Genomic DNA, 26,789 nt, shown 5'->3' on the forward strand with positions numbered 1-26,789 from the left:
GGTAAAACGGAGCCGTAAGGCTCCGTTTTTCTTGGTGCCTGCGCTGTGGCGAGGCCATCAGTGCGGCGCGCTTGCAGGCCATACTTGCTGCCGAATATTGTTTGGGCTGTGCCGATATGCAAAGCAGTGCTAACTGATCATGGGCGTGGTTGCCGTCTAGCTATTAGCGGACAGGTGCGTGATTGAGCTTATGGCTTGTGGATGCGGGCCGATGCGGCCATGATTTCCCCCAGGCCCCCGTCCAAGGATTTCCAATGCCAGACTCCGTCGCAGCCCATTTGCGGTTGGCACCTGAAGCACTTACCCGTCCCTTCTCCCCTGAGCAGTTCAACTTCAGCAATACCGAAGACCTGGAGCCCTTCCGTGGCGTATTGGGCCAGGAGCGTGCCGTCGAGGCGCTGCAGTTCGGCGTGGCGATGCCGCGCCCCGGCTACAACGTGTTTGTCATGGGCGAGCCCGGCACCGGGCGCTTCTCCTTCGTCAAACGCTACCTCAAGGCCGAAGCCAAGCGCCTGGAGACCCCGGCCGATCGGGTCTACGTCAACCATTTCGACGAGCCGCGCGAGCCGCGTGCGCTGGAATTGCCGTCCGGCACTGCCAGCGACTTTCTCACCGACATCAACGGCCTGATCGATAACCTGCTGGCGACCTTCCCGGCGGTGTTCGAGCATCCCTCGTTCCAGCAGAAGAAGAACGCCATCGACCGCGATTTCAACAAGCGCTACGACCAAGCGCTGGATGTGGTCGAGCGGCTGTCGCTGGAGAAACAGGTCGCCCTCTATCGCGACAGCAGCAATATCGCTTTTACCCCGATGCTCGATGGCAAGGCGCTGGATGAGGCCGAGTTCGCCCAGTTGCCGGAAGCCGAGCGCGAGCGCTTCCATGCCGATATCGCCACCCTCGAGGAGCGCCTCAACGAGGAGCTGTCGAGCCTGCCGCAGTGGAAGCGCGAGTCGAGCAACCTGCTGCGTCAGCTCAACGAAGAAACCATCACAGTCGCCCTGCAGCCGCTGCTGACGCCGCTGTCGCAGAAGTACGCGGAAAACGCCGAGGTCTGCGCGTATTTGCAGGCGGTGCAGGTCAACCTGCTGAAAACCGTGGTCGATCAGTTGGTCGAAGTCGAGAAGGCCGATGCGCAGACGCGCAAGCTGCTCGAAGAGCAATACTGCCCGACCCTGGTAGTCGGTCATCACGCCCAGGGCGGCGCGCCGGTGGTGTTCGAACCGCACCCGACCTACGACAATCTGTTCGGCCGTATCGAATACAACACCGACCAGGGCGCGCTCTACACCAGTTACCGTCAGCTGCGTCCCGGTGCGCTGCACCGCGCCAACGGCGGCTTCCTGATTCTTGAAGCAGAGAAGATGCTCGGTGAGCCATTCGTCTGGGATGCGCTCAAGCGCGCCCTGCAATCGCGCCAGCTGAAGATGGAGTCGCCGCTCGGCGACCTCGGCCGCATCGCCACCGTGACCCTGACCCCGCAGATGATTCCGCTGCACCTCAAGGTGGTGATCATCGGCTCGCGCCAGCTGTATTACACGCTGCAGGACCTCGATCCGGACTTCCAGGAGATGTTCCGCGTCCTGGTCGACTTCGACGAGGATATCCCGCTGGCTGACGACAGCCTGGAGCAGTTCGCCCAGCTGATGAAGACCCGCACCTCGGAAGAGGGCATGGCACCGCTGACCGCCGCTGCTGTAGCGCGGGTGGCGACCTACAGCGCGCGCCTGGCCGAGCACCAGGGGCGTTTGTCGGCTCGTATTGGTGACCTGTTCCAGTTGGTCAGTGAAGCCGACTTTATCCGCAGCCTGGCTGGGGATGAAGTGACCGACGCCGGACATATTGAGCGTGCGCTAAAGGCCAAGGCCACTCGCACCGGCCGCGTCTCGGCGCGGATCATCGATGACATGCTGGCTGGGATCATCCTGATCGACACCGCCGGTGCGGCGGTGGGCAAGTGCAACGGCCTGACCGTGCTGGAAGTCGGTGACTCGGCCTTCGGTGTGCCGGCGCGCATCTCCGCCACGGTCTATCCGGGCGGCAGCGGCATCGTCGACATCGAGCGCGAGGTCAATCTCGGCCAGCCGATCCACTCCAAGGGCGTGATGATCCTCACCGGGTACCTGGGTAGCCGTTACGCCCAGGAATTCCCCCTGGAAATCTCCGCGAGCATCGCCCTGGAGCAGTCCTACGGCTATGTCGACGGCGACAGCGCCTCGCTCGGTGAGGTCTGCACGCTGATCTCGGCCTTGTCGCGTACGCCGCTCAAGCAGTGTTTCGCCATCACCGGCTCGATCAACCAGTTCGGCGAGGTGCAGGCGGTCGGCGGGGTCAACGAGAAGATCGAGGGTTTCTTCCGCCTGTGTGAGGCCCGCGGCCTGACCGGCGAGCAGGGTGCCATCATCCCGCACTCCAACGTCACCACCCTGATGCTTGATGAGCGGGTGCTGCAAGCGGTGCGCGCCGGGCAGTTCCATATCTATGCGGTGCGTCAGGTCGACGAGGCGCTGAGCCTGTTGGTCGGCGCGGATGCCGGTTCGCCGAATGCCGAGGGCCAGTTCCCGGCCGGCAGCGTCAATGCCCGGGTGGTTGAGCGCCTGCGCGATATTGCCGCCATGGGTATGGAAGAAGAGGAAAAGGACGAGCCAAAGAAGGATGAGGCCAAGCCGGAAAAGCCTGCTGCGGCAGCGAAGGAGAAGAAGCCGCGGGCGAAAAAGCCTGTGGTGGAATGACCGGCCCGAGCCGGCAGTTCGCCCGGTGGCTGATCGGTCACTGAGCGAATTGCGCCGCCCGCCAGTGCGCCTGGCTGCGGGCGGCTTTTCCTCACTTCATCCACACAGTTATCCACAGTTGGCGGGGATAACTGCCGGCTTCCCACTGGCGCGCTCTCGGGTGTAGGCTGAAGATCTGCTCCCGAGAGGGTCGCCGTCATGTCGCGCCACCTCAATCTCACCCGTCACTGCTTGGGTCTGGATACCCGCATCGAATGCGTGGTGCTGCCGCTGGCCGGCAACAACGGGCTCTGGACGCTGATCTGCGCCGCTGGTATGTCGGGTGCACAACCCTCTACGGTCAAGGCGCAAGGCCCATTCCACGGGCCTTGTGTCGCCGAAGACGTGCTCGAGGGAATTGCCGAAAGCTTGTTGGGCATGGGCTATGAGCCGTGCACTGAACCGCCGATCTGGCGTTTGCATATTCAGGCCGAACTGCGCCGCGTGAATGCCGAGCGCGGTCGTCATCTGGGCCATTACCAGTTCTAGGCGCAAACCTGACCGGCAGGTTGATCAGCTTTTGTCCGCTGTCGGGCAGGGCCGATTGCGCCTAGGCGCGCGGGATTAATCCAAAGACCCCGCACAGGGTTATCCACAGTTCGCGGGGATAACCTCGCGCCGCCCTTGCGGCTTTGTCTGCAACACACGGCTGGGTATACTCGCCGGCACTTTCCAAACCGCTGTGAGACACCATGGAACGTTTTATCGAAAACGCGATGTACGCATCCCGCTGGCTGCTGGCCCCGATCTATTTCGGCTTGTCACTCGGCTTGCTGGCATTGGCGCTGAAGTTCTTCCAGGAGATCTTTCACATCATTCCCAGCGTCTTCGCGATGGCTGAGGCCGACCTGATTCTGGTGATCCTGTCGCTGATCGACATGGCTCTGGTTGGCGGCTTGCTGGTGATGGTGATGATTTCCGGTTACGAGAACTTCGTTTCGCAACTGGACATCGACGACGGCAAGGAGAAGCTCAGCTGGCTGGGCAAGATGGACTCCGGCTCGCTGAAGATGAAAGTGGCCGCCTCCATCGTGGCCATTTCCTCGATCCACCTGCTCAAGGTGTTTATGGATGCGCAGAACATCAAGGCGGAATACCTGATGTGGTACGTGATTATCCATATGACCTTCGTGATCTCGGCCTTCGCCATGGGCTACCTGGACAAATTGACCAAGCACGAGCACTGAGTGTCTTTCGCCTTTGTACGGGGCGGCTTGCGGTTAGAGCTGGCGCAGTGATTGTGCTAGGCTGGCCGCCCTTTTTTCAGCCCCTAGCGGAGCCGTGCTATGTCCGACATCAATCTCTCGACTGACGAAACCCGCGTCAGCTACGGCATCGGCCGCCAACTGGGTGGTCAGCTGCGCGACAACCCGCCGCCGGGTGTAAGCCTGGACGCCATCCTGGCGGGCCTGACCGACGCCTTCGCCGGCCAGCCAAGCCGTGTTGGCGAAGCTGAGCTGTCGGCCAGCTTTAAAGTGATCCGCGACATCATGCAGGCCGAAGCTCAGGCTAAAGCCGAAGCGGCTGCTGGCGCTGGCCTGGCTTTCCTGGCTGACAACGCTAAGCGTGATGGCATCACCACTCTGGCTTCCGGCCTGCAGTACGAAGTGCTGACCGCCGGTGAAGGTGCCAAGCCTTCCCGCGAAGACAGCGTGCGCACTCACTACCACGGCACCCTGATCGACGGCACCGTGTTCGACAGCTCCTACGATCGTGGCGAGCCGGCGGAGTTTCCAGTGGGTGGCGTGATCGCCGGCTGGACCGAAGCCCTGCAGCTGATGAATGCCGGCAGCAAATGGCGCCTGTACGTGCCGAGCGAGCTGGCTTACGGCGCGCAAGGCGTGGGCAGCATCCCGCCGCACAGCGTGCTGGTGTTCGACGTAGAGCTGCTCGACGTTCTCTAACGCTGCAGTTGTACCTATCGCGGGCATGGCCGCTCCTACGCTAGACAGGTAGGAGCGGCCATGCCCGCGATGCATTTAGGCTGCCGACTTCATGGGCGCAATGCCCGGGCGTAGCAGTAGAGGAACAGATTGCGCACCAACTCCTTGAGCACCAGTGGCTCGCTGGAACTCAGTTCGTGCAGATCCAGGTCACCCTGATCGCGTAGCTCGTCCAGAGCATCCTCCTTGAGCACCGCGCACACTTCACCGGTATCGCGATTGAGAATGCGCAGATAGGGCTGTGGCCGATCCAGCCAGGCGTCGATCAAATAGGTCATGACTCATCTCCCTTCAAATGGTCAGATGAGAATAATTCTTATTATATTTATAGCAAGGATTAATCGCTGCCTTCCGTCGTGCAAACAATGTCGTGCATAAAAAAGCCCGTCACATGGACGGGCTCTTGCCTGGCGCGACAAGCGTCAGTGTGTGCGGGCCACGGCAAAGCGGCTGAGCTCGACCAGCGCATCACGGTATTCGCTGGCTGGCAGGGCGTCCAGGCAGGCGATGGCGCGTTCGACGTAGGTGCGCGCTTGTTGGGCGGTGTACTCGAGAGCGCCGGCGGCTTCCACGGCATTGCGGATGCTTTCCAGATCCTCGATGCCACCTTTCTGGATCGCTTGGCGCACCAGGGCAGCCTGTTCGGCGGTGCCTTCGCGCATGGTGTAGATCAGCGGCAGAGTCGGTTTGCCTTCGGCCAGGTCGTCACCGACGTTCTTGCCCAGGGTGGTGGCGTCGCCTTTGTAGTCGAGCAGGTCGTCGACCAGTTGGAAGGCCACGCCGAGGTGGTCGCCAAAGGTGCGCAGGGCTTCGGTCTGCTCGGCGGTGGCGCCGGCCAGGGCCGCGGCGCTGTGGGCTGAGGCCTCGAAGAGCATGGCAGTCTTGCCGCGGATGACTTCCATATAGGTTTCTTCGGTGGTGCTGGCGTCGCGAATCTTCGACAGCTGCAGCACTTCGCCTTCGGCTATCACTCGGGTGGCCTTGGAGAGTATCTTCATCACCGGCATGGAGCCGAGCTCGACCATCATTTCGAACGAGCGCGAGTAGAGGAAGTCGCCGACCAGCACGCTGGGCGCGTTGCCCCACTGTGCATTGGCGGTGCTGCGGCCGCGGCGCATGTCGGACATGTCGACCACGTCGTCGTGCAGCAGGGTTGCGGTGTGCAGGAATTCGATGGTGGCGGCGAGCAGGCGCAGGTTGTCGCCTTCAAGGCCGAGGGCCTTGCCGCTGAGCAATACCAGCAGCGGACGCAGGCGTTTGCCGCCGGCGGAGATAATGTAGTCGCCGATTTTCTCTACCAGCGGTACGCGTGACACCAGTTGGGCGCGGATGATGCCGTCGACGGCGGTAAAATCATCCGCCACCACGCGGTAGAAAACCTGGGGTTGCATCGCTGGCACCTGCTGCTCATGGGTTGCGCGGCATGCTAGGGGGCAGGGTAGGGGCTGTCAAGGCGAGTGGCTTGGGTGGAGGCGGCAGGGCCTTGCGTCGCGCTGGATGCTTGCGTACAATCGCGCACCCTGAACTTCCCCCTGGGTATTTCCCTGCCTTACGCAATTGCAAGGGTGTCCTTCCGGCCCCAAGCAGCCATGCCAGTCGACACTTATTCCTATAAAGCGCTGGGTGAGCAGGATTAACGGAGATTTACCATGTACGCAGTAATTGTTACTGGTGGCAAGCAATACAAAGTCACCGAAGGCGAATTCCTCAAGGTCGAGAAACTCGAGCTGGCCACTGGCGCAGCTGTGACTTTCGACCGTGTTCTGCTGATCGGCAATGGCGACGACGTTAAAATCGGCGCTCCGGTTGTTGAAGGTGCCAAGGTTGTTGCTGAAGTGATCGCTCAAGGTCGTCACGACAAGGTCACCATCATCAAGTTCCGTCGTCGTAAGCACCACATGAAGCGTCAGGGCCACCGTCAGTGGTACACCGAGATCAAAATCACCGGTATTCAGGCCTGATTCGTTTCGGTCTAATCCCTTAATAGGAGTATTGAACTCATGGCACACAAAAAAGCTGGCGGTAGTACCCGCAACGGTCGCGACTCAGAAGCCAAACGCCTTGGCGTGAAGATGTATGGCGGCCAGAAAATCATTCCTGGCAACATCATCGTGCGTCAGCGCGGCACCCAGTTCCACGCCGGTTACGGCGTAGGCATGGGTAAAGATCACACCCTCTTCGCGAAAATCGAAGGCGTGATCAAGTTTGAAGTAAAAGGCGCGTTCAACCGCCGTTACGTGAGCGTCGTTGCGGCTTAATTGCGCGACTGCTGGGAAAGCCCCGTCCATGCGACGGGGCTTTTTTGTTTCTTGGGGTTCTTGCCAAACTGTCCTGGGTGTTAGCGTTCGCTTTGAATGCAGGTCAATTTTGCAAGAACCTAGTGTTTTCCGTTTTAGATAACCCGCCCAGTTGCGGGAGGCGTACCCATGAAATTCGTCGATGAAGTATCGATTTTTGTAAAAGCCGGCGACGGCGGTAACGGCATGATGGCTTTTCGTCGTGAAAAGTTCATCGAGAAAGGCGGTCCAAACGGTGGTGATGGTGGTGATGGCGGCTCGGTGTATATCGAAGCGGTCGATAACTTCAACACCCTGGTGGACTACCGCTATACCCGTCGCTTCCAAGCGCAGAATGGTGAGAAGGGTGGCAGCACTGACTGTACCGGTGCCAAAGGTGAGGACCTGATCCTGCCGGTGCCGATTGGTACGACGGTGATCGATGCCGGTACTCAGGAGGTGATTGGCGATCTGGTTCGCTCTGGTCAGCGTTTGATGGTGGCGCAGGGTGGTTGGCATGGTCTGGGTAACACCCGTTTCAAGTCCAGTACCAACCGTGCGCCGCGACAGACCACGCCTGGCAAACCGGGCGAGGCGCGCGATCTCAAGCTGGAATTGAAGGTGTTGGCCGATGTCGGCCTGCTCGGTTTGCCGAATGCCGGTAAGAGCACCTTTATCCGCTCTGTGTCGGCCGCCAAGCCGAAAGTCGCCGACTATCCCTTCACCACCCTGGTGCCAAACCTGGGTGTGGTCAGTGTCGATCGCTACAAAAACTTCGTGGTTGCCGATATTCCGGGGTTGATCGAGGGCGCTTCCCATGGTGCTGGCCTGGGTATTCGCTTCCTCAAGCACTTGTCGCGTACCCGTCTGTTGCTGCACCTGGTTGATATGGCGCCGCTGGATCTGACCGATCCGGCCGAGTCGGCAGCCACCATCATTGATGAGCTGACCAAGTTCAGCCCGTCGCTGGCTGAGCGTGAGCGTTGGCTGGTGCTGAACAAGGCCGACCAGATCCTCGATGAGGAGCAGGAAGCCCGTATTGCTGAAATCGTCGCGCGGATCGAGTGGGAAGGTCCGGTGTATGTGGTTTCTGCCCTGGCGCGCCAGGGTACTGAGAAGCTCTGTTATGACATCATGGACTTCCTTGAGGCGCGCGCTGAACGCATTCAGGAAAACCCAGAGTACGCGGCCGAGTTGGCCGAGCTGGATACGCGCATCGAAGACGAGGCGCGCGCCCAGCTGCAGGCGCTGGACGATAAGCGTGCGCTGCGTCGTTCCGGGGTCAAGGCGGTCGGCGATGTCGATGAAGACGACAGCTTCTGGGATGAGGAAGACGAAGAGGATGGCCCGGAAATCATTTACGTCCGGGATTAAGCAACTACAAAACGCCGCTTAATTGCGGCGTTTTTGTAATCACAGGTCGCTGCTGGGGTTGGAAGATCATGCGTGACAAGGTAACCGGTGCGCAGCGCTGGGTAGTGAAGATTGGCAGTGCGCTGCTGACCGCCGATGGGCGTGGTCTGGATCGTGCCGCGATGGCGGTGTGGGTCAAGCAGATGGTTGCGCTGCGTGAGCAGGGCGTGGAGCTGGTGCTGGTGTCCTCCGGTGCGGTGGCGGCTGGCATGAGCAAGCTGGGTTGGGTCGCGCGACCGAGCGCCATGCATGAGTTGCAGGCAGCGGCGGCGATTGGCCAGATGGTGCTGATTCAGGCGTGGGAGTCGAGCTTTGCCGAGCATGGCCGGCGCACGGCGCAGATTCTGCTGACCCATGACGATCTGTCGGATCGCAAGCGCTACCTGAATGCGCGCAGCACGCTGCGCACCTTGGTGGATCTGGATGTGGTGCCGGTGATCAACGAGAACGACACCGTGGTTACCGATGAGATCCGCTTTGGCGATAACGACACCCTGGCGGCGCTGGTGGCCAACCTGGTCGAGGCGGATCTGCTGGTGATCCTCACGGATCGCGACGGCATGTATAACGCCGATCCGCGGCATAACCCCGATGCTGAGCTGATTTTTGAAGCGCGCGCCGATGATCCGGCGCTGGATGCTGTGGCGGGTGGTGTCGGTGGTGCGCTGGGGCGTGGCGGTATGCAGACCAAGCTGCGTGCGGCGCGTCTGGCGGCCCGTTCCGGTGCGCATACGGTGATTGTCGGCGGTGCGATCGAGCAGGTGCTGGCGCGGCTGCGTCAGGGCGAGCGCCTGGGTACCTTGCTGGCGCCCGAGCGTGGCATGCTTGCGGCGCGCAAGCAGTGGCTGGCTGGGCATCTGCAAACGCGCGGCACGCTGGTGCTCGACGAGGGCGCGGTAAGGGCGCTGAGTACCGGCACCAAAAGCCTACTGCCAGTAGGTGTCAAGGCGGTGCAGGGCAGTTTCCGTCGCGGCGAAATGGTGGTGTGCGTCAGTCCGGATGGGCGTGAAATCGCGCGCGGCCTGGCCAACTACAGTGCGCTTGAAGCGCAAAAAATCATCGGCCAGTCGTCGGATGCTATCGAAAAGCTGCTTGGCTACGTCGACGAGCCTGAGTTGGTGCACCGAGATAATTTGATCCTGGTCTGAGGAGAGGCGTATGCGAGTGGTAAAGGGATTGTTGGGCGCGCTGGTGGCGTTGCCGCTGCTTGCATCGGCTGAGCAGGTCGGCGAGGTGTCGACGGTGTTCAAGTTTATGGGGCCAAACGACAAGATCGTGGTCGAGGCCTTTGATGATCCGCAGGTGGCAGGGGTGACCTGTTACCTGTCGCGGGCCAAGACCGGTGGTGTCAAGGGTGGTCTGGGTTTGGCTGAGGATCGCGCCGAGGCCTCGATTGCTTGTCGTCAGGTTGGGCCGATCAGTTTCAAGGCTGAACTGAAGGAGGGCGACGAGGTGTTTCGCGAGCGCACCTCATTGGTTTTCAAGACCATGCAGGTGGTGCGTTTCTTCGACAAGAAGCGCAATACCCTGGTTTATCTGGTCTACAGCGATCGGGTGATCGAGGGCAGTCCGCAAAATGCGGTGACGGCCATTCCGATTCTGCCTTGGCCGGATAAGCCCTGAGTCAGGCCTGAAGCAAAAAGCCCGAATCCGCTTCGGGCTTTCTTATGGCTGCCATAAATGGCGGTCAGACTTTTTCTAGGCAATAAAAAACCGGCGGTTAAGCCGGTTTTTCAAGAACTAGCAGCGTGTCGCTAACAGCTTAGGCTGCTGCAGCTTCGCTCAAGGCCTTGATATGGCCATTCAGGCGGCTCTTATGACGAGCTGCTTTGTTCTTGTGGATGATGCCTTTGTCGGCCATACGGTCGATTACCGGCACAGCCAGGGTGTAAGCAGTCGTTGCAAGAGCTACGTCTTTGGCTTCGATAGCCTTGACGACGTTCTTGATGTAAGTACGAACCATCGAGCGCTGGCTGGCGTTATGGCTACGACGCTTCTCAGCCTGTTTTGCGCGTTTTTTGGCAGAAGGTGTATTGGCCACCGTCAAGCTCCTCGAAAAAATTCTGGGGGTTACAAACAAATAAGGCCGCGAATCATGCCGATATGAGGGAGTGCTGTCAAGCCTGTTGGCTTTTCCCTGTGCTGGCCTGACCAGTGGCAGACCGCTACACTCGTCGCCTTTGCGCGCCAGTGCTTGTTTGCGGAAGCCGGGATATTACATGAATTTGCTCAAGTCGTTGGTCGCAGTCAGCTCCATGACCATGCTTTCGCGTGTATTGGGCTTTGTGCGCGACACCATCATCGCCCGCACCTTCGGCGCTGGCGTGGCCTCGGACGCCTTTGTGGTGGCGTTCAAGCTGCCTAATCTGCTGCGCCGTATTTTTGCCGAGGGTGCGTTTTCCCAGGCCTTTGTGCCGATTCTGGCCGAATATAAAACCCAGCAGGGCGATGAGGCTACGCGCACGTTCCTGGCTTATGTCACGGGCCTGCTGACCCTGGTGTTGGCGCTGGTGACCTTTATCGGCATTCTCGCCGCGCCTTGGATTGTCTGGGCGTCCGCGCCAGGTTTTGCCGATGAGGCGGAGCGTTTTGAGCTGACCACCGATCTGTTGCGGGTCACCTTTCCTTATATCTTGCTGATCTCCCTGTCCTCGCTGGCGGGGGCGGTGCTCAATACCTGGAATCGCTTCTCGGTGCCGGCCTTTGTACCGACCTTGCTGAATATCAGCATGATCGTCTTTGCCCTGTTTCTGACACCCTATTTCGATCCGCCGATAATGGCTTTGGGTTGGGCTGTGCTGGTGGGAGGGCTGGCGCAGTTGCTGTTTCAGCTGCCGCATCTGCACAAGATCGGCATGCTGGTGTTGCCTCGGCTGAATCTCAAGGACACCGGCGTATGGCGGGTGATGAAGCAGATGGGGCCGGCGATCTTCGGCGTGTCGGTCAGCCAGATTTCGCTGATCATCAATACGATTTTCGCCTCCTTTCTGGTCGCCGGTTCAGTGTCCTGGATGTATTACGCCGACCGCTTGATGGAGCTGCCGGCCGGTGTGCTCGGCGTGGCGCTGGGGACCATTCTGTTGCCGGCCTTGTCGAAAACCCATTCTGGAGCCAGTCGCGAAGACTATTCCAAGCTGCTCGACTGGGGTTTGCGCCTCTGTTTGGTGTTGGCGCTGCCCAGTGCGGTGGCCTTGGCGATTATTTCTGAGCCGCTGATCGCCTCGCTGTTCCAGTACGGCAAGTTCACCGCTGACGACACCTTGATGACCCAGCGCGCCTTGATTGCTTACTCGCTGGGGTTGGTCGGGATCATTCTGGTGAAAATTCTCGCGCCGGCCTTCTACGCCCAGCAGAACATCAAGACTCCCGTGCGTATCGGCCTGGTGACGCTGCTGGCGACCCAGGCGATGAATCTGCTGTTTATCTTCGTGATTCCCCTGGCCCATGCCGGCCTGGCGCTGGCCATCGGCCTGGCCGCCTGTCTGAATGCTGGGTTGTTGTACTGGCAGCTACGCAAGCGCGACATGTTCCAGCCGCAACCGGGGTGGGCGCTGTTCCTCGGCAAGCTGCTGCTGGCGTTGCTAGCGATGGTGGCGGTGCTGCTGCTGGCCATGCAGCAGCTGCCGGCTTGGGCGGATGGCACAATGCTCTGGCGTTTGTTGCGCCTGGGGGGGCTGGTTGGTGTGGGCATGCTGGTCTATTTGGCCGTATTGGCGCTGCTGGGCTTTCGCTTGCGCGACTTTGCGCGGCGCAGCGCAGTCTGAGCGCGGCTGATTTGCCGCCTGTTGTCTGCTGTCTGGTGTGCGTATAATCGACCACTTTATGAGCAAGAAGCGCGCTATGCAGCTGGTTCGAGGCCTACACAATTTGCGGCCCCAGCATCGGGGCTGTGTCGCCACCATCGGCAATTTTGACGGCGTCCATCGTGGCCATCAGGCCATCTTGGCGCGTTTGCGTGAGCGCTCGCTTGAGCTCGGCGTGCCCAGCTGTGTGGTGATTTTCGAGCCGCAGCCACGTGAGTTCTTTGCTCCGCAAGCGGCCCCGGCGCGGCTGACCCGTTTGCGCGACAAGCTGGCGCTGCTGGCCGCCGAAGGGGTTGATCGGGTGCTGTGCCTGGCCTTCAACCCGCGTTTGCGTGAGTTGAGTGCGGCGGCGTTCGTGCAGCAAGTATTGCTCGATGGTTTGGGTGTGCAGCATCTGGAGGTCGGTGACGATTTCCGCTTTGGCTGTGATCGCGCCGGGGATTTTGCCTTTCTGGCCGCCGCTGGCGCGCGCGAAGGCTTTAGCGTCGAGGCCGCGAGCACGGTCGAGCTGGATGGTGTGCGCGTGAGCAGCACCGGTGTGCGCGAAGCGCTGGCTGCAGGCGACTTCGTCCTGGCCGAACACCTGCTGGGTCGGCCGTTTCAGATCGCCGGGCGGGTGTTGCATGGGCAGAAACTCGGTCGCCAGCTGAATGCGCCAACGGCCAACGTGCAGCTCAAGCGCAAACGCGTACCGCTGACCGGGGTCTATCTGGTCAGCACCGAAGTGGACGGCCAGCCTTGGCCCGGCGTGGCCAATATTGGCGTGCGACCGAGTGTTGCGGGTGATGGCAGTGCCCACCTGGAAGTGCATTTGCTGGACTTTGCCGGTGATCTATATGGCCGGCGTTTGACGGTGGCTTTCCACCACAAGCTGCGTGATGAGCAGCGTTTTGCCTCACTCGAGGCACTGAAAGCGGCAATTGCTGCCGATATTGCCGCCGCCCGTGCCCACTGGCGCACTTAAACACATTAGTGCCAACCGCTTACGAAGAGCCTGACATGACCGATTACAAAGCCACGCTAAATCTGCCTGATACCCAGTTCCCGATGAAGGCTGGCCTGCCGCAGCGCGAGCCGCAGATTCTGCAGCGCTGGAACGAGATTGGCCTGTATCAGAAGCTGCGCGCGCAAGGCGAAGGCCGGCCGAAGTTCGTCCTGCACGACGGCCCTCCCTATGCCAACGGCAGCATCCATATCGGTCATGCGGTCAACAAGATCCTCAAGGACATCATCACCCGCTCCAAGACCTTGGCTGGCTTCGACGCCCCCTATGTGCCGGGTTGGGACTGCCACGGCCTGCCGATTGAGCACAAGGTCGAGACCACCTTTGGCAAGAATCAGCCGTCCGACCTGACCCGCGAGCGCTGCCGCACCTATGCCGGCGAGCAGATCGAAGGGCAGAAGGCCGACTTTATCCGCCTTGGTGTGCTCGGTGACTGGGACAACCCGTACAAGACCATGGACTTTGCCAACGAGGCCGGGGAGATCCGCGCGCTGGCCGAGATGGTCAAGCAGGGCTTCGTGTTCAAGGGCCTGAAGCCGGTCAACTGGTGTTTCGATTGCGGCTCAGCGCTGGCCGAAGCTGAAGTCGAGTACCAGGACAAGAAGTCGGATGCCATCGACGTGGCTTTCCCGGTTGAAGATGCCGACAAGCTGGCCGCCGCCTTCGGTCTGGCCGGCCTGAGCAAGCCGACCAGCATCGTGATCTGGACCACTACGCCGTGGACCATTCCGGCCAATCAGGCGCTCAACGTTCACCCTGAGTTCAACTACGCCCTGGTCGATACCGGCGACAAGTTGCTGGTACTGGCCGAGGAGCTGGTCGAGAGCAGCCTGGTGCGCTACGGCCTGCAAGGCGAAGTGCTGGCGATCGCCCCGGGCGCGGCCCTGGAGTTGATCCGCTTCCGTCACCCGTTCTATGAGCGCTTCTCGCCGGTGTACCTGGCTGAATACGTCGAACTGGGTGCCGGTACCGGCATCGTTCACTCGGCCCCTGCCTATGGCGAGGACGACTTCCGTTCCTGCAAGGGCTACGGCATGAGCAACGACGATATTCTCAGCCCGGTGCAGAGCAATGGCGTCTACGTAGAGTCGCTGCCGTTCTTCGGTGGCCAGTTTATCTGGAAGGCCAACCCGAATATCGTCGCCAAACTCGACGAGGTGGGTTGCCTGCTCAAGCACGAACCTATCCAGCACAGCTATATGCATTGCTGGCGGCACAAGACCCCGCTGATCTACCGCGCCACCGCGCAGTGGTTCGTCGGCATGGACAAGCAGCCGAATGAGGGTGGCACCTTGCGCGAGCGCGCACTGAGCGCCATCGAGCAGACCGCGTTCGTTCCGGCCTGGGGCCAGGCGCGCCTGCACAGCATGATCGCCGGTCGTCCGGACTGGTGCATCTCGCGTCAGCGTAACTGGGGTGTGCCGATCCCGTTCTTCCTGCACAAAGCCAGCGGTGAGTTACACCCGCGCACCGCCGAGCTGATGGAGCAAGTGGCCAAGCGTGTCGAGCAAGAGGGCATCGAGGCTTGGTTCAAGCTGGGCGCTGCCGAGTTGTTGGGTGACGAGGCTGCCGACTACGACAAGATCAGCGACACCCTGGACGTCTGGTTCGACTCAGGCACCACCCATTGGCACGTGCTGCGCGGCTCGCACCCGCTGGGCCATGCGTCGGGCCCGCGTGCCGATCTGTACCTGGAAGGCTCCGACCAGCACCGCGGCTGGTTCCATTCCTCCTTGCTGACCGGGGCTGCCATCGATGGCCATGCGCCGTACAAGGAGCTGTTGACTCACGGCTTCGTGGTCGACGAGAACGGCCGCAAGATGTCTAAGTCTCTGGGCAACGTGGTCGCGCCGCAGGAAGTCAATGACAGCCTGGGTGCCGATATCTTGCGTCTGTGGGTGTCGTCCACCGACTACTCCGGCGAGATGGCCGTGTCCAAGGTCATCCTGCAGCGCAGCGCCGACTCCTACCGGCGCATCCGCAACACCGCGCGCTTCCTGCTTTCCAACCTCAGCGGTTTCGATCCGGCGCAGCATCTGCTGCCGGCTGAAGACATGCTGGCGCTGGACCGTTGGGCAGTCGACCGCGCCCTGTTGCTGCAGCGCGAAGTCGAGGAAGCTTACGACAGCTACCGCTTCTGGAACGTTTACCAGAAGGTGCACAACTTCTGTGTGCAGGAGCTGGGCGGTTTCTACCTCGACATCATCAAGGATCGCCAGTACACCACCGCCGCCGACAGCGTGGCGCGGCGCTCCTGCCAGACCGCGCTGTTCCACATCGCTGAGGCGCTGGTGCGCTGGATCGCGCCGGTGCTGTCGTTTACCGCCGACGAGCTGTGGCAGTACCTGCCAGGCGAACGCAATGAGTCGGTGATGCTCAATGGCTGGTACCAAGGCCTGAGCGAACTGCCGCAGGGCTTCGAGCTGAGCCGCGAATTCTGGGAGCGGGTCATGGCGGTCAAGGTCGCAGTGAACAAGGAAATGGAAAACCTGCGTGCCGCCAAGGCCATCGGCGGCAACCTGCAGGCCGAAGTGACCCTGTACGCCGAAGACAGTCTGATCGCCGACCTCAGCAAGCTCGGCAACGAGCTGCGCTTTGTGCTGATCACCTCTACCGCCAGCCTTGCGCCGCTCAGCGCTGCGCCGGACGATGCGGTGGTGACCGAGGTCGCCGGCCTCAAGCTGAAAGTGCTGAAGTCCGGGCACGCCAAGTGCGCACGTTGCTGGCACCACCGTGAGGATGTCGGCGTGAAGCCGGCGCATCCGGAAATCTGCGGTCGCTGCGTGGACAATATCGAAGGCGCGGGCGAGGTGCGTCACTATGCTTAATAACGGCATGCCTAACGCCAGTCGTTTCGGCCGTTTGTCCTGGTTGTGGCTGAGCCTGCTGGTGTTTGTGATCGATCAGGCCAGCAAGTTCTGGTTCGACAACAACCTGAGCATGTACCAGCAGATCGTGATCATCCCGGATTACTTCAGCTGGACCCTGGCCTACAACACAGGCGCTGCATTCAGCTTCCTGGCGGATGCAGCAGGCTGGCAGCGCTGGTTCTTCGCCGCGATTGCGGTGGCCGTCAGCGCGGTGTTGGTGGTCTGGCTCAAACGCTTGAAACCGACTGAGACCTGGCTGGCCGTAGCGCTGGCGCTGGTGCTTGGCGGTGCGCTGGGTAACTTGGTGGATCGTGTGCTGTTTGGCCACGTGGTCGATTTCATTCTGGTGCACTGGCAGCATCGCTGGTATTTCCCGGCGTTCAATGTCGCCGATATGGCAATCACCGGCGGGGCCATCCTGCTGGCGTTGGATATGTTCAAAAGTGAAAAGTCCGGAGAAACCGCCCATGACTGACTCTCTCCTCCAAGAGCTGCGTATCGGCCCGGACAAGGAAGTTACCCTGCACTTCGCCCTCAAGCTGGACAACGGCGATGTGGTCGACAGCACTTTCGATAAAAAGCCTGCCACCTTCAAGGTTGGCGATGGCAACCTGCTGCCAGGCTTTGAGCAGGCTATCTACGGCCTCAAGGCGGGCGACAAGCGCAGCCTGTCGATCAGTCCGGAGCAAGGCTTTGGTCAAGGTAACCCGCAGAATGTGCAGGTGATGCCACGCAGCCAGTTCCAGGATATGGAGTTGTCTGAAGGCTTGCTGGTGATCTTCAATGACGCCGCCAATGCCGAGCTTCCTGGTGTGGTCAAAGCCTTTGACGACAGCCAGGTGACCATCGATTTCAATCATCCGCTGGCCGGCAAGGCGCTGAGCTTTGATGTGGAAATCATCGAGGTCAAGGCGCTCTAAGGCGCAGCCCGTTCCCGCAGATTGCTTGACCTGCGCGTGCGGCCGAGCCGTACACTAGCCTGCAAGGTTAACCGCCGAGATACCCGCCATGTATATCAAACTCGCCAATCCCCGCGGCTTCTGCGCCGGCGTCGACCGCGCTATCGAAATCGTCAATCGTGCGCTGGAGGTGTTCGGCCCGCCGATTTATGTGCGCCATGAAGTGGTGCACAACAAGTTTGTGGTCGAAGACCTGCGTTCGCGCGGCGCGGTATTTGTCGAAGAGCTGGATCAGATTCCTGACGACGTTATCGTCATCTTCAGTGCCCATGGCGTTTCCCAGGCCGTACGCACCGAGGCTGAGCGGCGGGGGCTGAAGATCTTCGATGCGACCTGTCCGCTGGTGACCAAGGTGCATATGGAAGTGGTGCGCTACAGCCGGGAAGGGCGCGAATGCATCCTGATCGGCCACGAAGGCCACCCGGAAGTCGAAGGCACCATGGGCCAATACGACGCCAGCAATGGCGGTGCAATCTACCTAGTGGAGGACGAGTTGGATGTGGCCGCACTTGAAGTGCGCAATCCAGAGGCGCTGGCCTTCGTCACTCAGACCACCCTGTCGATGGACGACACCAGCAAGGTGATCGACGCCCTGCGCGCCAAATTCCCCTCTATCGGCGGCCCACGCAAAGACGACATCTGTTATGCCACCCAGAACCGCCAGGATGCCGTCAAACAGCTGGCTGCCGAATGCGATGTGCTGCTTGTAGTCGGCAGCCCCAACAGCTCCAACTCCAACCGTTTGCGCGAACTGGCCGAGCGTATGGGTACTCCTGCCTATCTGATTGATGGGGCTGAAGACCTGAAGTTTGAATGGTTTGAAGGTGTTGCCGGCATTGGCATTACCGCTGGCGCGTCTGCACCAGAAGTACTGGTGCAGGGCGTTATCCAGCAGCTAAGCGGGTGGGGCGTAGCTGGCGCGCAAGAACTGCAAGGCCGGCCAGAAAATGTGACGTTTTCGATGCCGAAAGAGCTGCGGATTAAGCAGTTGTAGCTTTTGCCAATGAGCCTATTTAGAAAAATAGACTCATTAGGTTTTCCTTTAGCGCCAGCACTCCTCGATTGTTTTTCCTCCCGATGCACTTCGGCCTCTGGTACCTGTTGCCGTCAATGTGAGGTTGCCGCATCTTAGGTCATTGAACTGTTGCATTGCTGTGAGTGTATAGCCGCCGTCATTTGCAGTGGTGCCTATATTTAATCTGTATTTCCCTGTGCTTGTTGTAAGGCGAATCTTGAGTTTGTTTATATCTGCCATGTTGGTTATATATACGTAGTTTTGTGCGTAGTAACGCTCTTGGGCTGTAGAGGCTTCATTCAGCAGGGCTTGGCCTTCCGTGCGGTTACCGCGCTGGACGTATTCTGCATAACTGGGGTATCCGATTGTCGCAATAATGCCAATTATCGCGACAACCACCATGATCTCAACCAGTGTAAATCCTTTTTGTCTATTAAGCGTTGGGTTCATTATTGTTCCTCTACTGGTCGCCAGGTTTGTCGGCCAATACTTGATGGGTCAGGGATTACATCTATACAGGTTTGGCCAGTGCAAACCTCAAACTTGCTGTCGGGTTTTTGTGAAACCGTTAGCCCACCTTCTCCATCTTGCCTGATTGCTGAAACAACTTGTGGGATGTTTGGGTTGGTTACATCTTTGAAGTCAAATGGATGGTGTGATGTTTTCCCGCCAGTAAATGGATTTATTGCGTAGGTCCAATTGCTGGCACCGTCTGCGCATGGATCATTATTGGGAATAAGCGTCTGGAAGAGCAGCGTTCTGCCTAGTATGGACATATTCTCCACCATCATTTCGCCATCCAGTGTTGCGCCAGCTTTCAGGTCAAGCACCCAGCCGTTTTTTGCGACATTGCCGTTGGTGTCAAGCCATTGCACGTCGTTGCTAGAGATAGTTCGTGCAGGCGCAGTAGCTCCTGCTTCATCGACGCCAGTGATTTGGCTATCTATTTTCTGTGTTGCAAGATTTGCCCTGGCGATAGTTGTTTCGCTTGTCGCTTCACCGCGAGTTTTTGTATCCCAGATGGCATATATGCTTTGAGCGATGCTTTTATCTCCATCTTTGTCCGTATCTTCAAAGTATTTTCCTGTGCCAAATATAACGAGATACCCAGTGCCGCTAGGGTGAAGAACTAGTGATGGGGCTGATGTTATTGATTGGGGTTTTTCTGGGCTCGCTGAGACGGTTTTAAATAATGGTTTGGCTCCATAAGAGACTTTAAATTGGTCTATTGCTGAAGTGGCATCGTCCACTGTTGTAAATGGATCGCTAGGGTCGCGACCATCGCGTAGTAAATTGAAGCGCCACAGGTTTCCTTGAATATCTCCTGCGTAGGCGTAATCCGCGACACCGTCGCCGTTATAGTCGGACAGTTTTGGTGTGGAAAGACCGTTAGGTGTGTTGGCCGCTCCAGTAACTTCGAGGCTTTTTAGCAAGAGTCCGTTGAATGCATCAACAATAAAAAGTCCTGCCTTGCCGTTAGTGTGATTAGCACTTTCATATCCATTGCCGAATACTACAGCCCATTTTCCGGTGTGTAGTCGTGCGATGGTTGGTTGTGAAAAGCTGTGCCCCATTTTTACGGTGTTTGCCAAGGGTATAGATGCATCATCAAACTCCCATAGCAACTTTTCGCTACCGGGTGTTGTGATGTCGAGTGCAAATATTCCTTTTCCGCCTGCGCGCAACGTGCCGACCAATATCGTTCGCCATTCTGTACCGTTGAAAACATCAGCAACTGTCGGAGAGCCATCTACATAAAATTCATGGCTGTAGTTTTTTCCAGTGAGTTTATTGAGTTTTGCGAAAACAGCCGTTGGTACGAAAGCGAATTCTTCTATCCCTGTTGTGGCGTTGAAACCGTGCAGCATTCCATCATTGCCGCCCACATAGATGCGAGGAGTGCGGCTCGTGAGCGAGGTTGCAAAGGTCGAATATGCAGTGTTGGCCTCAAGCCGATTCGCAAAACCAACCAAATAACGTGGGCCAGAAACTACTGCCGGGCTAGATGAATATAGATCGCCGAGTACAGAGGTTCTGGTGCGGAATGTTGTGCCTTCGTTGGCTCGCGTGCCACGAAGATAGTTCAGGCGCGCCTCTCCCTTTGTGTCGATAACATTGCCATTCTCAGGGTCTCGGCTCAACAAGTTAGCCAGAGTGCCTACAGTGCTAGTGCTGCCGGCGTTGGCCCAAATAAAAGGCTGCAAACCATTTGCAGTGGTGCCTTTAATGGTGATGTTACGAGTGCTTTCAGATGGTAGATTATCTTTAGCGCTCCATTTTTCTGTGAACTTGTCTTCGTACTCATCGGTTGTTGGATTGTAAATCCGTTCTTTCTCTGTGCGTTTTAAGTCCCCAGACCAGTTGTCGTCACTGGCATAGGAGGTTTGGTACGACACGGTGATAACTTTCGTGCCATCCACAACATCCTCGACGAGTTGCCCAGAGTTTACTGCGGGCTTGGCAGCTACAGATCTACGCTCGGCAATACGCGACATAATGTCAGAAAACGCCTGAACTACAGATTCGGGGCTGTCTGCGCTGAAGAACTCGCCGCGAGAGTTAATTGCCGCGTGCCATAGGTCGGAAACGTTATTCGCGGAGTCTGCTGCCGGTGCAGGCCATGCAATAGTACCGTTTGCTAAGCCTGTATAGCTAGGCGAGCCAAATGTCCCTAAATTAGAGTCCCACTCCAGTCCACTTTGTTTAAGGCCCGCGGTTAAGCCAAGACCAACGGTAAAGTTGACCATGTGTTGCCAGGTCGCAGGATTGTTGCGAGGGTTCCAAAAATTCTGAAGCTCAGTGCCGCTTTTGTCGATGACAAAAGGTTTAAGTCTATTGTCTAGAGTGCTTTTCAGGTCTGTTGACCAGTAGTGCATGGCCAAATCTGCAAGTGTATTCGTGGTGCTGCCCGCATAGGGCGCGCGAGTGCCGTTGTAGTTTGTTCCGTCTGGTAGGTTGAAGTTGCTATGGTCTGGCCGCAGTGTGGTGGCTGGAGTGCCGTTGGCGCCGTTCCATGTGCCGTCAGTCATCAGGATATGGTAGCTTGGCCGACACGCGTAAGTGTTTTCAGTATTGTTTCCGGTCGCGTTCGGGAATTTGTGCCATGCAGTATCTGTGGTTAAAAAATTTCCCGCTCTATCCAGCGCTGCACGCAAAGGTGTGCCGCCTGGGAAGCCAAGTGTTTGCATCCAGTTAAATAGTCTCCCGCGTTGTGGTTGACTGTACTCACGGAAGAGGTTGTCACCACTATTGCAGCTGGCTGCGGTGTTGGGTTGCGCGCAAGTCGTAAGTCCTTGCCATGTGATTCGAGTGGACGCAGGCAGTTCGCCAAAGGCAATACTCGCGGCGCTGACGGTTGCGAGTGCACGATTGCGATAGAAAGAGTACCAAGTTGCAAAATTCTGGCGTTCGTCAGTGCCTGCTGTTGGGTCGTTTGCGCGAACCACTCCTGACGTGCTGCTGACTTGTACTCGGCGATAGCAGTTGTCATCGGTTGCTTGGTTGGCAACTGTTGTTGTACAGCTGGGTAGCGATGCATCGAATAGGTAGTAATACGCAGCGACGCCTGCTTGTGTTGCATTGTTAGTGGTGATTGTATAGGTGTTGTTTGTTCTGCTACATGTTTTTGTGGTGTAGATGTTTGCGGAAGTTATGTTTACGGTGCAGTTGGAGCCGGTGGTTGTTCGTGTTACGGTGAAAACTATATTGTTTATTGTGAAGGGCGGAGATGTGCCGGCACCTACCCAGTTAAATGAGGTTGAAAAATTATAGTCAGGGGTAGGGTTCTCGGCGAACCTATTAGATGTGCTGCTGTATCCATAAGCAGTTGTGCTCGGTAGCGTACCGGTTGGGTCGTAACTCCAGGTGGCCCGATAACCCGTGGACAAATTATATGAGCCGCGGCCTGTGTCGAACCCGTTATTGTATGCAAGACTGAGGCTGGTGGTGAATGGCGTGGCCGATGGTGTGCCGTCAGTGTTGAAGCGTGGCGGTATTTTATAGGTCTCGCTAGGGTTGTAGTACATGGGGTTGAAATTTGGCGATTTTGCACGGCGAGTAGCGCCGATGCCATTTATATTGTCGGGGACAAATGCCCAGCGCATGCTGCCTGAATCATCCAGTGTAAGGATTAGGTTCGGCGGCACCCCAACGGTTAGACTTAGCGGGCTTTGTGACACGGCAGCTTGAGTGTCTATTACGACAGCTACAAGTAAGCTGACTGTTGTGAGTAAGGTCGCTAGCGGACTTCTAATATTTTGCATGTTCATGTGATAGCCTCTTAGTTGTTCAGGCCGAGATAAATGTTGGCGATCGTAGACTGTATAGCTAGCTGGTCTTTGGCTTGGCCGGTAACCAGGTAGTAATAGGTGCCTTTGCCTTCTTGGGCGTCACCATACTCAGCATTTATGCCAACAGAATCTATTAGTGCTGTATTCCAGTAGGCATTGGTTTCGAGCTTGGTTGTGTCGCCTGGTGAGGTGCCGCGATATGGCATCCAAGGTATGTAGGAGTCATTACCTGCGCTATCTGTTAATGAGCCAGTCCAGTTGTTGTGAGCCGAGCTGCTTTTAATGTAAGAGATAGGGTCTAAGAGGAAGTTGTTCACAGAAAGGTTGTAATTCGTTGGATTTGCTAGGTCGGCAATTTGTATAAGGCATGGTTTGTTGCCGACCTTCCGGTATAAGTTTTCTTTCCTGCAGTTCTCGATGTTTGCTTCAACTTTGTCGCGGATGTTGCCCGGGCCATAATAGCGCTTCTCTGCTTCGCGAATGGCTGACTCGGTAGCGTTTATTAATTGCTGGTTTTCCATTCTGTTAGCAGTCATGCGGCCCTCTAGGGTTGTTTCGCGCATGTTGGTAACCGTTAGGACGGTTATCACTAGTAGCATTACCAGTGCGATGATGAGTACCGCGCCATTTTCTTTATTGTATGTCATCGATTTCATGGCATTAGGTTCCTCATGGCCACGGTGCTACTGGCGAGTTGGTAGAGGTATTTTTTATCTGCGGCGCTGAGTCTGGTTATTTCGGCGGCACTGGCATCTTTTTTCCACATATCGAGTGCAGCTGAGTCATCTGAGCTGCGCTGGTTGACGCCACTGGACATGAGTGCGGAGTACCGTACTTGTAATATGTTTCCATCTGCAGTTGTCCAAGTGTCTGCTGGTATTATGGCGTCTACTTTCTTGTCAAGAGTTGTTCCAATGGCGAACTCCATACGAAAGTCAGCAATGCCTTTCAATAGTTCTGCGCTTTCATCGCCTACTTTGCACTCTAGCGTGCCTTCAAGATTCGCATTTGGCTTGTAGCGTAAGGTCATTACTATTGCGTTGTTGGTTATGCTGTAGGCTTTGCTGTCATCAAATGCAGGTGTCTGTTGGCCTGTGCAGTCAAGCTCTTGGCTAACGAGAGGTTGGTAGCGAATGCATATGCCAAGCCCTCCTTTCGCTTTGGTTATAGATGCTTCCTTTTGGAACTCTTCACAGTCTGTAGATTCTGGTATTTTCTTAAAGGCATCCTCTTGGAGTTGGAAGGGAGCCCTGCGGTAGCCGGTTTTGTTGAGGTAGCTATCAACTATCATAACTAAGAATCGACTGTTTTCTTGGTTGTTTGCTTGATTTTGCTGATGAATGTAATTTTTTTTGTTGTCGATGTATATCTGGGTAATACCAAGTATGAGGAAGCTGCTTAGAGCAAGTGCAATCATTAGCTCAATGATTGAAAGGCCGATTTGTTTGGCCCCATATTGGTGGTGGGCTGTTCTGTTCATAATTCAATCCGGGTGCGGTAGATGCAAGTTGTTTCATTCGGGGCACGATCATCGGGGCAGCCCCCGGGCTTAACATTCCATGGTAGTTGGATTTCAAGTGTTGAGCCTTTGCTGTCATCGCAATTTGGAGCGCTCGTGCTGCTTGGCTCTGGGCTGCGGCAGATATAGAGATGCTCATTAATGAGTGCTGCGGCATTAGGTAATTTGCTCTTTACTTGCTCTAGCCAGCAATCTCTCTGTTTCTGTGGTGTGTCGGGTGCCATGCAGGCACCATCAGCTAGTGTTACTGGGGCTGGAGAAAAAGCATGGCCTTTCTTTTTGTAGAATATGGAGTCATCTAGCAGGTCGCTACTTGCAGGTTGTGCCGGTGGAAAGTTGTCAAAGATTAGCTGGGGGTTTGCTCTCATTATTTCTATCAGTTGGTTAGTCAAGTCAACTGCGGCGTTACGTTGTACAGATTCTTGAGTGTACTGGATGCTGCGGCCTTGCATCGCGACCATGCCTAGAACTCCAGTGGTTACCAGCACCAAGGTGACTAGAACTTCTATTAGGCTAAAACCATTTTTACTTTTCAAAGTAGGCTCCTTGTTAATCGCAATCCGCTAAGGCCGTAATGTTGTCTTCTTCTTTTCCTTTTGGATGCAAGTGTATGCTGCCATTTGACGCAATTGTGATCAGGTAACCGGTTTCAGCCGTGTTGTCGTTACAAACGGTTAGACGTGCTGCAGCACTGACTATGCCGCTAGGTCGATAGAGAAGCTCAGAAATTGTAGCGTCATTTGCGTTCATCGCGACAAGGTTTGCTTTGGCTGAGTTGAACTCTAACGTGTGTATTACTTCATTAGATTTTCCAGGGCGTTGAATTTCCCAAGGGGTGTTGGCGCTGAAAACTAATCGTACCTGGGCTCTATTGCTAATGGCCTCATTGCGCGCTAGTAGTAAAAAGCTTTTTAGTTCCTCTGCTTTTGCTTGTAGCTGACTATTACGTATGAATTGAGCAAAGTTAGGTACTGCTATGCCCGCAACAATGGCAACTAAGGTAACAGTGACCATCATTTCTACGATCGTAAAGCCTTGTGTACTGCCTATGCGGGACATGCTGCGCTCCAATTGGTCTTGTGATTAAGATCATCGCTTTTGCGGAGGGCAGCTGTCTCGTTCTGTGGGATGGCCGGCTACTCTTGGTGGATAACTGGCTGTCTACGAGTTAAAGGGGCGCTTTGCAAGGGGCTGAATCATAGGGGAGGGTGCTTTGCACCCTCCCCTGGCCGGGCTAAAGGCAGCGCTCACTTTCTCGGCGATTCTCAGAAGGATTTGCCCAGCGTATTCTGCCTTGTCGGTTGAGTACGATCTGTAAGGTGATACGTCCTTGTTCGCATATGTAAAACCGGCCGTTACTGATGGGGCTTGTTCCGTTGCTGTGGAAGCGAATAATGCTGCTAAAGCCGGTCCAGCGAAGCTTGGTTATGCCTGAGTGCGGTGCAGCATAGTGGAGTTGCTTATTATTGTTGCGTAGTCGCATTAGCCACCAGTCCTCCCAGTCTAGGGTGCACTGCGACCCGTTTTGACTTGGGCATAACTCAATGTCTTCCTTTCTTAGCACTGCTTGGGTACGTGCTTGTTGCAGCTGTGCATGGATTTCATGCATTGCGGCTTGGTTTCGATTTCGCTCTATAAGGCGCATAAATGCCGGCGCTGCGAGACTAGCTACTAGTGCGAACAGCGTCAGTGCGATGAGTAGCTCTGGCAAGGTGAATCCTACTTGCTTTTTAATGTCATTCATGAGGTCGTCCTTTTTGTGGTTATTCGAATCCATTTCGAAATTTGGTTATAGCTCAGCATCTAGAGCCGAGGAGAGTTTTTGGAAAATGTAATGGTCATTGGTGCGGGTGTGATGGGGTTGCTCACGGCTCTACGCTTGGGCGGCGTGGGGCAGGCAGTTGTTGTGTTGGAGAAATTACAGGTCGGTACTGAGTCCTCCTGGGCCGGCGGAGGCATCGTCTCGCCGCTTTATCCGTGGCGCTACAGTCCGGCGGTGACGGCGTTGGCGCATTGGTCGCAGGATTTTTATCCGCGGTTGGGTGAGCAGTTGTTGGCGCAAACGCAAATCGACCCTGAGGTCTATGTCACCGGGCTGTATTGGCTGGATCTGGATGACGAGGCCAAGGCGCTGGCCTGGGCGGAGCGTGAGCAGCGGCCGCTAAAGCGTGTCGAGGTGGCGGCGGTGGAACGTGCTGTGCCGGCGTTGGCGAATGGTTTTGGCCGGGCGTTGCAGATGGCGGATGTGGCCAATGTGCGCAACCCGCGTCTGGTCAAGGCGCTGCGTGCGGCGCTGCAACAGATGCCGAATGTCACCTTGCACGAACAATGCGCGGTCACGGGTTTTATTCGTGAGGGTGGGCGGGTCACCGGTGTGCGCACGGCCAATGGCGATATGCACGCCGATCAGGTGGTGCTCACCGCGGGTGCCTGGAGCGGCGAGCTGATGAAGACGCTTGGCATCGAGTTGCCGGTGGTGCCGGTCAAGGGGCAGATGATTCTGTACAAGTGCGCCGAAGACTTTCTGCCGGCGATGGTGTTGGCCAAGGGGCGCTACGCCATTCCACGGCGCGACGGGCACATTCTGATAGGCAGTACGCTGGAGCATGCCGGGTTCGACAAGACGCCGACCGAGCAGGCGCTGGCCAGTTTGCAGGCATCGGCGGTCGATCTGTTGCCGGCGCTGGCCGAGGCCGAGGTGGTGGGGCATTGGGCGGGGTTGCGCCCGGGGTCGCCTGAGGGCATCCCCTTTATCGGGCCAGTGCCTGGGCATGACGGCTTATGGTTGAACTGCGGGCACTACCGCAATGGTTTGGTTCTGGCACCGGCCTCATGCCAGCTGTTGGCAGACTTGATGTTGGGGCGTGCGCCGATTGTCGATCCAGCGCCCTATGCGCCGGCCGGGCGTTTGGGTTGATGGCTGGAGAC

General features: G+C 57.3%; 27 protein-coding genes. 17 read left to right on the forward strand and 10 right to left on the reverse strand.

Annotated elements, in window-relative coordinates:
* Positions 1–38: 38 nt before the first annotated feature.
* The 5 genes from WBK23_RS10340 to WBK23_RS10360 all read left to right on the forward strand — a co-directional run bounded on the left by WBK23_RS10340 (position 39) and on the right by WBK23_RS10360 (position 4,675).
* Positions 39–137 carry a TraR/DksA C4-type zinc finger protein gene (locus WBK23_RS10340; protein ID WP_424484025.1) on the forward strand — a complete coding sequence of 33 codons (99 nt, stop codon included), beginning with the start codon at positions 39–41 and terminating at the stop codon, positions 135–137.
* A gap of 117 nt (positions 138–254) precedes the next feature.
* Positions 255–2,732 carry a Lon protease family protein gene (locus WBK23_RS10345; protein WP_424483885.1) on the forward strand — a complete coding sequence of 826 codons (2,478 nt, stop codon included), beginning with the start codon at positions 255–257 and terminating at the stop codon, positions 2,730–2,732.
* A gap of 198 nt (positions 2,733–2,930) precedes the next feature.
* A complete protein-coding gene (locus tag WBK23_RS10350) occupies positions 2,931–3,260 on the forward strand; it encodes a hypothetical protein (RefSeq protein WP_424483886.1) in 330 nt (109 codons plus the stop codon).
* A gap of 203 nt (positions 3,261–3,463) precedes the next feature.
* Positions 3,464–3,958: a TIGR00645 family protein gene (locus WBK23_RS10355; protein ID WP_424483887.1), complete on the forward strand. Its 495-nt coding sequence runs from the start codon at positions 3,464–3,466 to the stop codon at positions 3,956–3,958.
* A gap of 99 nt (positions 3,959–4,057) precedes the next feature.
* Positions 4,058–4,675 carry an FKBP-type peptidyl-prolyl cis-trans isomerase gene (locus WBK23_RS10360; protein ID WP_424483888.1) on the forward strand — a complete coding sequence of 206 codons (618 nt, stop codon included), beginning with the start codon at positions 4,058–4,060 and terminating at the stop codon, positions 4,673–4,675.
* 89 nt (positions 4,676–4,764) lie between these two features.
* Here WBK23_RS10360 and WBK23_RS10365 read toward each other — a convergent pair whose 3' ends face one another.
* Positions 4,765–4,992: a hypothetical protein gene (locus WBK23_RS10365; protein ID WP_424483889.1), complete on the reverse strand. Its 228-nt coding sequence runs from the start codon at positions 4,990–4,992 to the stop codon at positions 4,765–4,767.
* A gap of 144 nt (positions 4,993–5,136) precedes the next feature.
* The gene (locus WBK23_RS10370) at positions 5,137–6,105 is read right to left on the reverse strand and encodes a polyprenyl synthetase family protein (protein WP_424483890.1); all 969 of its coding nucleotides are present in this window, start codon (positions 6,103–6,105) and stop codon (positions 5,137–5,139) included.
* A 258-nt stretch (positions 6,106–6,363) separates the two neighbouring features.
* Between WBK23_RS10370 and rplU the strand changes: the two genes are divergently transcribed.
* The 5 genes from rplU (at position 6,364) to WBK23_RS10395 (ending at position 10,026) form a co-directional block, all read left to right on the forward strand.
* A complete protein-coding gene (gene rplU, locus WBK23_RS10375; RefSeq protein ID WP_424483891.1) occupies positions 6,364–6,675 on the forward strand; it encodes a 50S ribosomal protein L21 in 312 nt (103 codons plus the stop codon).
* A gap of 39 nt (positions 6,676–6,714) precedes the next feature.
* Positions 6,715–6,972, forward strand: a complete 258-nt coding sequence (gene rpmA / locus WBK23_RS10380; RefSeq protein WP_003176049.1) for a 50S ribosomal protein L27 — start codon at positions 6,715–6,717, stop codon at positions 6,970–6,972.
* 168 nt (positions 6,973–7,140) lie between these two features.
* Positions 7,141–8,364 (forward strand): Obg family GTPase CgtA, encoded by a 1,224-nt coding sequence (gene cgtA, locus WBK23_RS10385; protein ID WP_424483892.1) that lies wholly within the window; start codon positions 7,141–7,143, stop codon positions 8,362–8,364.
* 68 nt (positions 8,365–8,432) lie between these two features.
* Positions 8,433–9,551, forward strand: coding sequence for a glutamate 5-kinase (gene proB / locus WBK23_RS10390; protein ID WP_424483893.1), 1,119 nt, complete (start codon positions 8,433–8,435; stop codon positions 9,549–9,551).
* 10 nt (positions 9,552–9,561) lie between these two features.
* The gene (locus WBK23_RS10395) at positions 9,562–10,026 is read left to right on the forward strand and encodes a CreA family protein (RefSeq protein ID WP_424483894.1); all 465 of its coding nucleotides are present in this window, start codon (positions 9,562–9,564) and stop codon (positions 10,024–10,026) included.
* 139 nt (positions 10,027–10,165) lie between these two features.
* On the opposite strand, the gene rpsT is transcribed toward WBK23_RS10395, so the two are convergent.
* Complete coding sequence (gene rpsT / locus WBK23_RS10400) at positions 10,166–10,444, reverse strand: 30S ribosomal protein S20 (RefSeq protein WP_304866148.1); 279 nt, start codon at positions 10,442–10,444, stop codon at positions 10,166–10,168.
* Positions 10,445–10,622: 178 nt separating this feature from the next.
* On the opposite strand from rpsT, the gene murJ reads away from it, so the two are divergent.
* The 6 genes from murJ to ispH all read left to right on the forward strand — a co-directional run bounded on the left by murJ (position 10,623) and on the right by ispH (position 18,032).
* Positions 10,623–12,167: a murein biosynthesis integral membrane protein MurJ gene (gene murJ / locus WBK23_RS10405; protein WP_424483895.1), complete on the forward strand. Its 1,545-nt coding sequence runs from the start codon at positions 10,623–10,625 to the stop codon at positions 12,165–12,167.
* A gap of 76 nt (positions 12,168–12,243) precedes the next feature.
* Positions 12,244–13,170 (forward strand): bifunctional riboflavin kinase/FAD synthetase, encoded by a 927-nt coding sequence (gene ribF / locus WBK23_RS10410; protein ID WP_424483896.1) that lies wholly within the window; start codon positions 12,244–12,246, stop codon positions 13,168–13,170.
* Positions 13,171–13,205: 35 nt separating this feature from the next.
* Positions 13,206–16,037, forward strand: coding sequence for an isoleucine--tRNA ligase (gene ileS / locus WBK23_RS10415; protein ID WP_424483897.1), 2,832 nt, complete (start codon positions 13,206–13,208; stop codon positions 16,035–16,037).
* Positions 16,038–16,044: 7 nt separating this feature from the next.
* Positions 16,045–16,554: a signal peptidase II gene (lspA, locus tag WBK23_RS10420; protein WP_424484026.1), complete on the forward strand. Its 510-nt coding sequence runs from the start codon at positions 16,045–16,047 to the stop codon at positions 16,552–16,554.
* Complete coding sequence (fkpB, locus tag WBK23_RS10425) at positions 16,547–16,999, forward strand: FKBP-type peptidyl-prolyl cis-trans isomerase (protein ID WP_424483898.1); 453 nt, start codon at positions 16,547–16,549, stop codon at positions 16,997–16,999. Before lspA ends, fkpB begins: the two co-directional genes overlap by 8 nt.
* 88 nt (positions 17,000–17,087) lie before the next feature.
* A complete protein-coding gene (gene ispH, locus WBK23_RS10430; protein WP_424483899.1) occupies positions 17,088–18,032 on the forward strand; it encodes a 4-hydroxy-3-methylbut-2-enyl diphosphate reductase in 945 nt (314 codons plus the stop codon).
* A gap of 48 nt (positions 18,033–18,080) precedes the next feature.
* Here the strand turns inward: ispH and WBK23_RS10435 are convergent, their stop codons facing one another.
* The 7 genes from WBK23_RS10435 to WBK23_RS10465 form a co-directional block, all read right to left on the reverse strand.
* Positions 18,081–18,503, reverse strand: a complete 423-nt coding sequence (locus WBK23_RS10435) for a type IV pilin protein (RefSeq protein WP_424483900.1) — start codon at positions 18,501–18,503, stop codon at positions 18,081–18,083.
* The gene (locus WBK23_RS10440) at positions 18,503–22,321 is read right to left on the reverse strand and encodes a pilus assembly protein (protein ID WP_424483901.1); all 3,819 of its coding nucleotides are present in this window, start codon (positions 22,319–22,321) and stop codon (positions 18,503–18,505) included. The genes WBK23_RS10435 and WBK23_RS10440 overlap by 1 nt, the downstream gene beginning before the upstream one ends.
* A gap of 11 nt (positions 22,322–22,332) precedes the next feature.
* Positions 22,333–22,998 (reverse strand): pilus assembly PilX family protein, encoded by a 666-nt coding sequence (locus tag WBK23_RS10445; RefSeq protein ID WP_424483902.1) that lies wholly within the window; start codon positions 22,996–22,998, stop codon positions 22,333–22,335.
* The gene (locus WBK23_RS10450; RefSeq protein ID WP_424483903.1) at positions 22,995–23,822 is read right to left on the reverse strand and encodes a PilW family protein; all 828 of its coding nucleotides are present in this window, start codon (positions 23,820–23,822) and stop codon (positions 22,995–22,997) included. The genes WBK23_RS10445 and WBK23_RS10450 overlap by 4 nt, the downstream gene beginning before the upstream one ends.
* Entirely contained in the window at positions 23,819–24,397 is a 579-nt protein-coding gene (gene pilV / locus WBK23_RS10455) for a type IV pilus modification protein PilV (protein ID WP_424483904.1), read from the reverse strand. The genes WBK23_RS10450 and pilV overlap by 4 nt, the downstream gene beginning before the upstream one ends.
* A 13-nt stretch (positions 24,398–24,410) precedes the next feature.
* Positions 24,411–24,920, reverse strand: coding sequence for a GspH/FimT family pseudopilin (locus tag WBK23_RS10460; protein ID WP_424483905.1), 510 nt, complete (start codon positions 24,918–24,920; stop codon positions 24,411–24,413).
* A 175-nt stretch (positions 24,921–25,095) separates the two neighbouring features.
* Complete coding sequence (locus WBK23_RS10465; protein ID WP_424483906.1) at positions 25,096–25,605, reverse strand: GspH/FimT family pseudopilin; 510 nt, start codon at positions 25,603–25,605, stop codon at positions 25,096–25,098.
* Between the two features lie 90 nt (positions 25,606–25,695).
* Between WBK23_RS10465 and thiO the strand changes: the two genes are divergently transcribed.
* Positions 25,696–26,778, forward strand: coding sequence for a glycine oxidase ThiO (thiO, locus tag WBK23_RS10470; protein WP_424483907.1), 1,083 nt, complete (start codon positions 25,696–25,698; stop codon positions 26,776–26,778).
* Positions 26,779–26,789 lie beyond the last annotated feature (11 nt).

This window comes from Pseudomonas sp. (genome assembly GCF_049653025.1).
Lineage (GTDB): Bacteria > Pseudomonadota > Gammaproteobacteria > Pseudomonadales > Pseudomonadaceae > Aquipseudomonas.

Bases quoted from the DNA above. Each gene is read 5' to 3' on its own strand.
- rpmA (WP_003176049.1), top strand. From the start codon at position 6,715: ATGGCACACAAAAAAGCTGGCGGTAGTACCCGCAACGGTCGCGACTCA.
- murJ (WP_424483895.1), top strand. From the start codon at position 10,623: ATGAATTTGCTCAAGTCGTTGGTCGCAGTCAGCTCCATGACCATGCTT.
- WBK23_RS10360 (WP_424483888.1), top strand. From the start codon at position 4,058: ATGTCCGACATCAATCTCTCGACTGACGAAACCCGCGTCAGCTACGGC.
- proB (WP_424483893.1), top strand. From the start codon at position 8,433: ATGCGTGACAAGGTAACCGGTGCGCAGCGCTGGGTAGTGAAGATTGGC.
- cgtA (WP_424483892.1), top strand. From the start codon at position 7,141: ATGAAATTCGTCGATGAAGTATCGATTTTTGTAAAAGCCGGCGACGGC.
- lspA (WP_424484026.1), top strand. From the start codon at position 16,045: ATGCCTAACGCCAGTCGTTTCGGCCGTTTGTCCTGGTTGTGGCTGAGC.
- WBK23_RS10435 (WP_424483900.1), bottom strand. From the start codon at position 18,503: ATGAACCCAACGCTTAATAGACAAAAAGGATTTACACTGGTTGAGATC.
- WBK23_RS10345 (WP_424483885.1), top strand. From the start codon at position 255: ATGCCAGACTCCGTCGCAGCCCATTTGCGGTTGGCACCTGAAGCACTT.
- WBK23_RS10465 (WP_424483906.1), bottom strand. From the start codon at position 25,605: ATGAATGACATTAAAAAGCAAGTAGGATTCACCTTGCCAGAGCTACTC.
- ribF (WP_424483896.1), top strand. From the start codon at position 12,244: ATGCAGCTGGTTCGAGGCCTACACAATTTGCGGCCCCAGCATCGGGGC.
- WBK23_RS10355 (WP_424483887.1), top strand. From the start codon at position 3,464: ATGGAACGTTTTATCGAAAACGCGATGTACGCATCCCGCTGGCTGCTG.
- WBK23_RS10350 (WP_424483886.1), top strand. From the start codon at position 2,931: ATGTCGCGCCACCTCAATCTCACCCGTCACTGCTTGGGTCTGGATACC.
- WBK23_RS10450 (WP_424483903.1), bottom strand. From the start codon at position 23,822: ATGAACAGAACAGCCCACCACCAATATGGGGCCAAACAAATCGGCCTT.
- ileS (WP_424483897.1), top strand. From the start codon at position 13,206: ATGACCGATTACAAAGCCACGCTAAATCTGCCTGATACCCAGTTCCCG.
- WBK23_RS10370 (WP_424483890.1), bottom strand. From the start codon at position 6,105: ATGCAACCCCAGGTTTTCTACCGCGTGGTGGCGGATGATTTTACCGCC.
- WBK23_RS10445 (WP_424483902.1), bottom strand. From the start codon at position 22,998: ATGAAATCGATGACATACAATAAAGAAAATGGCGCGGTACTCATCATC.
- fkpB (WP_424483898.1), top strand. From the start codon at position 16,547: ATGACTGACTCTCTCCTCCAAGAGCTGCGTATCGGCCCGGACAAGGAA.
- WBK23_RS10365 (WP_424483889.1), bottom strand. From the start codon at position 4,992: ATGACCTATTTGATCGACGCCTGGCTGGATCGGCCACAGCCCTATCTG.
- WBK23_RS10395 (WP_424483894.1), top strand. From the start codon at position 9,562: ATGCGAGTGGTAAAGGGATTGTTGGGCGCGCTGGTGGCGTTGCCGCTG.
- ispH (WP_424483899.1), top strand. From the start codon at position 17,088: ATGTATATCAAACTCGCCAATCCCCGCGGCTTCTGCGCCGGCGTCGAC.
- rplU (WP_424483891.1), top strand. From the start codon at position 6,364: ATGTACGCAGTAATTGTTACTGGTGGCAAGCAATACAAAGTCACCGAA.
- WBK23_RS10460 (WP_424483905.1), bottom strand. From the start codon at position 24,920: ATGTCCCGCATAGGCAGTACACAAGGCTTTACGATCGTAGAAATGATG.
- WBK23_RS10440 (WP_424483901.1), bottom strand. From the start codon at position 22,321: ATGAACATGCAAAATATTAGAAGTCCGCTAGCGACCTTACTCACAACA.
- thiO (WP_424483907.1), top strand. From the start codon at position 25,696: ATGGTCATTGGTGCGGGTGTGATGGGGTTGCTCACGGCTCTACGCTTG.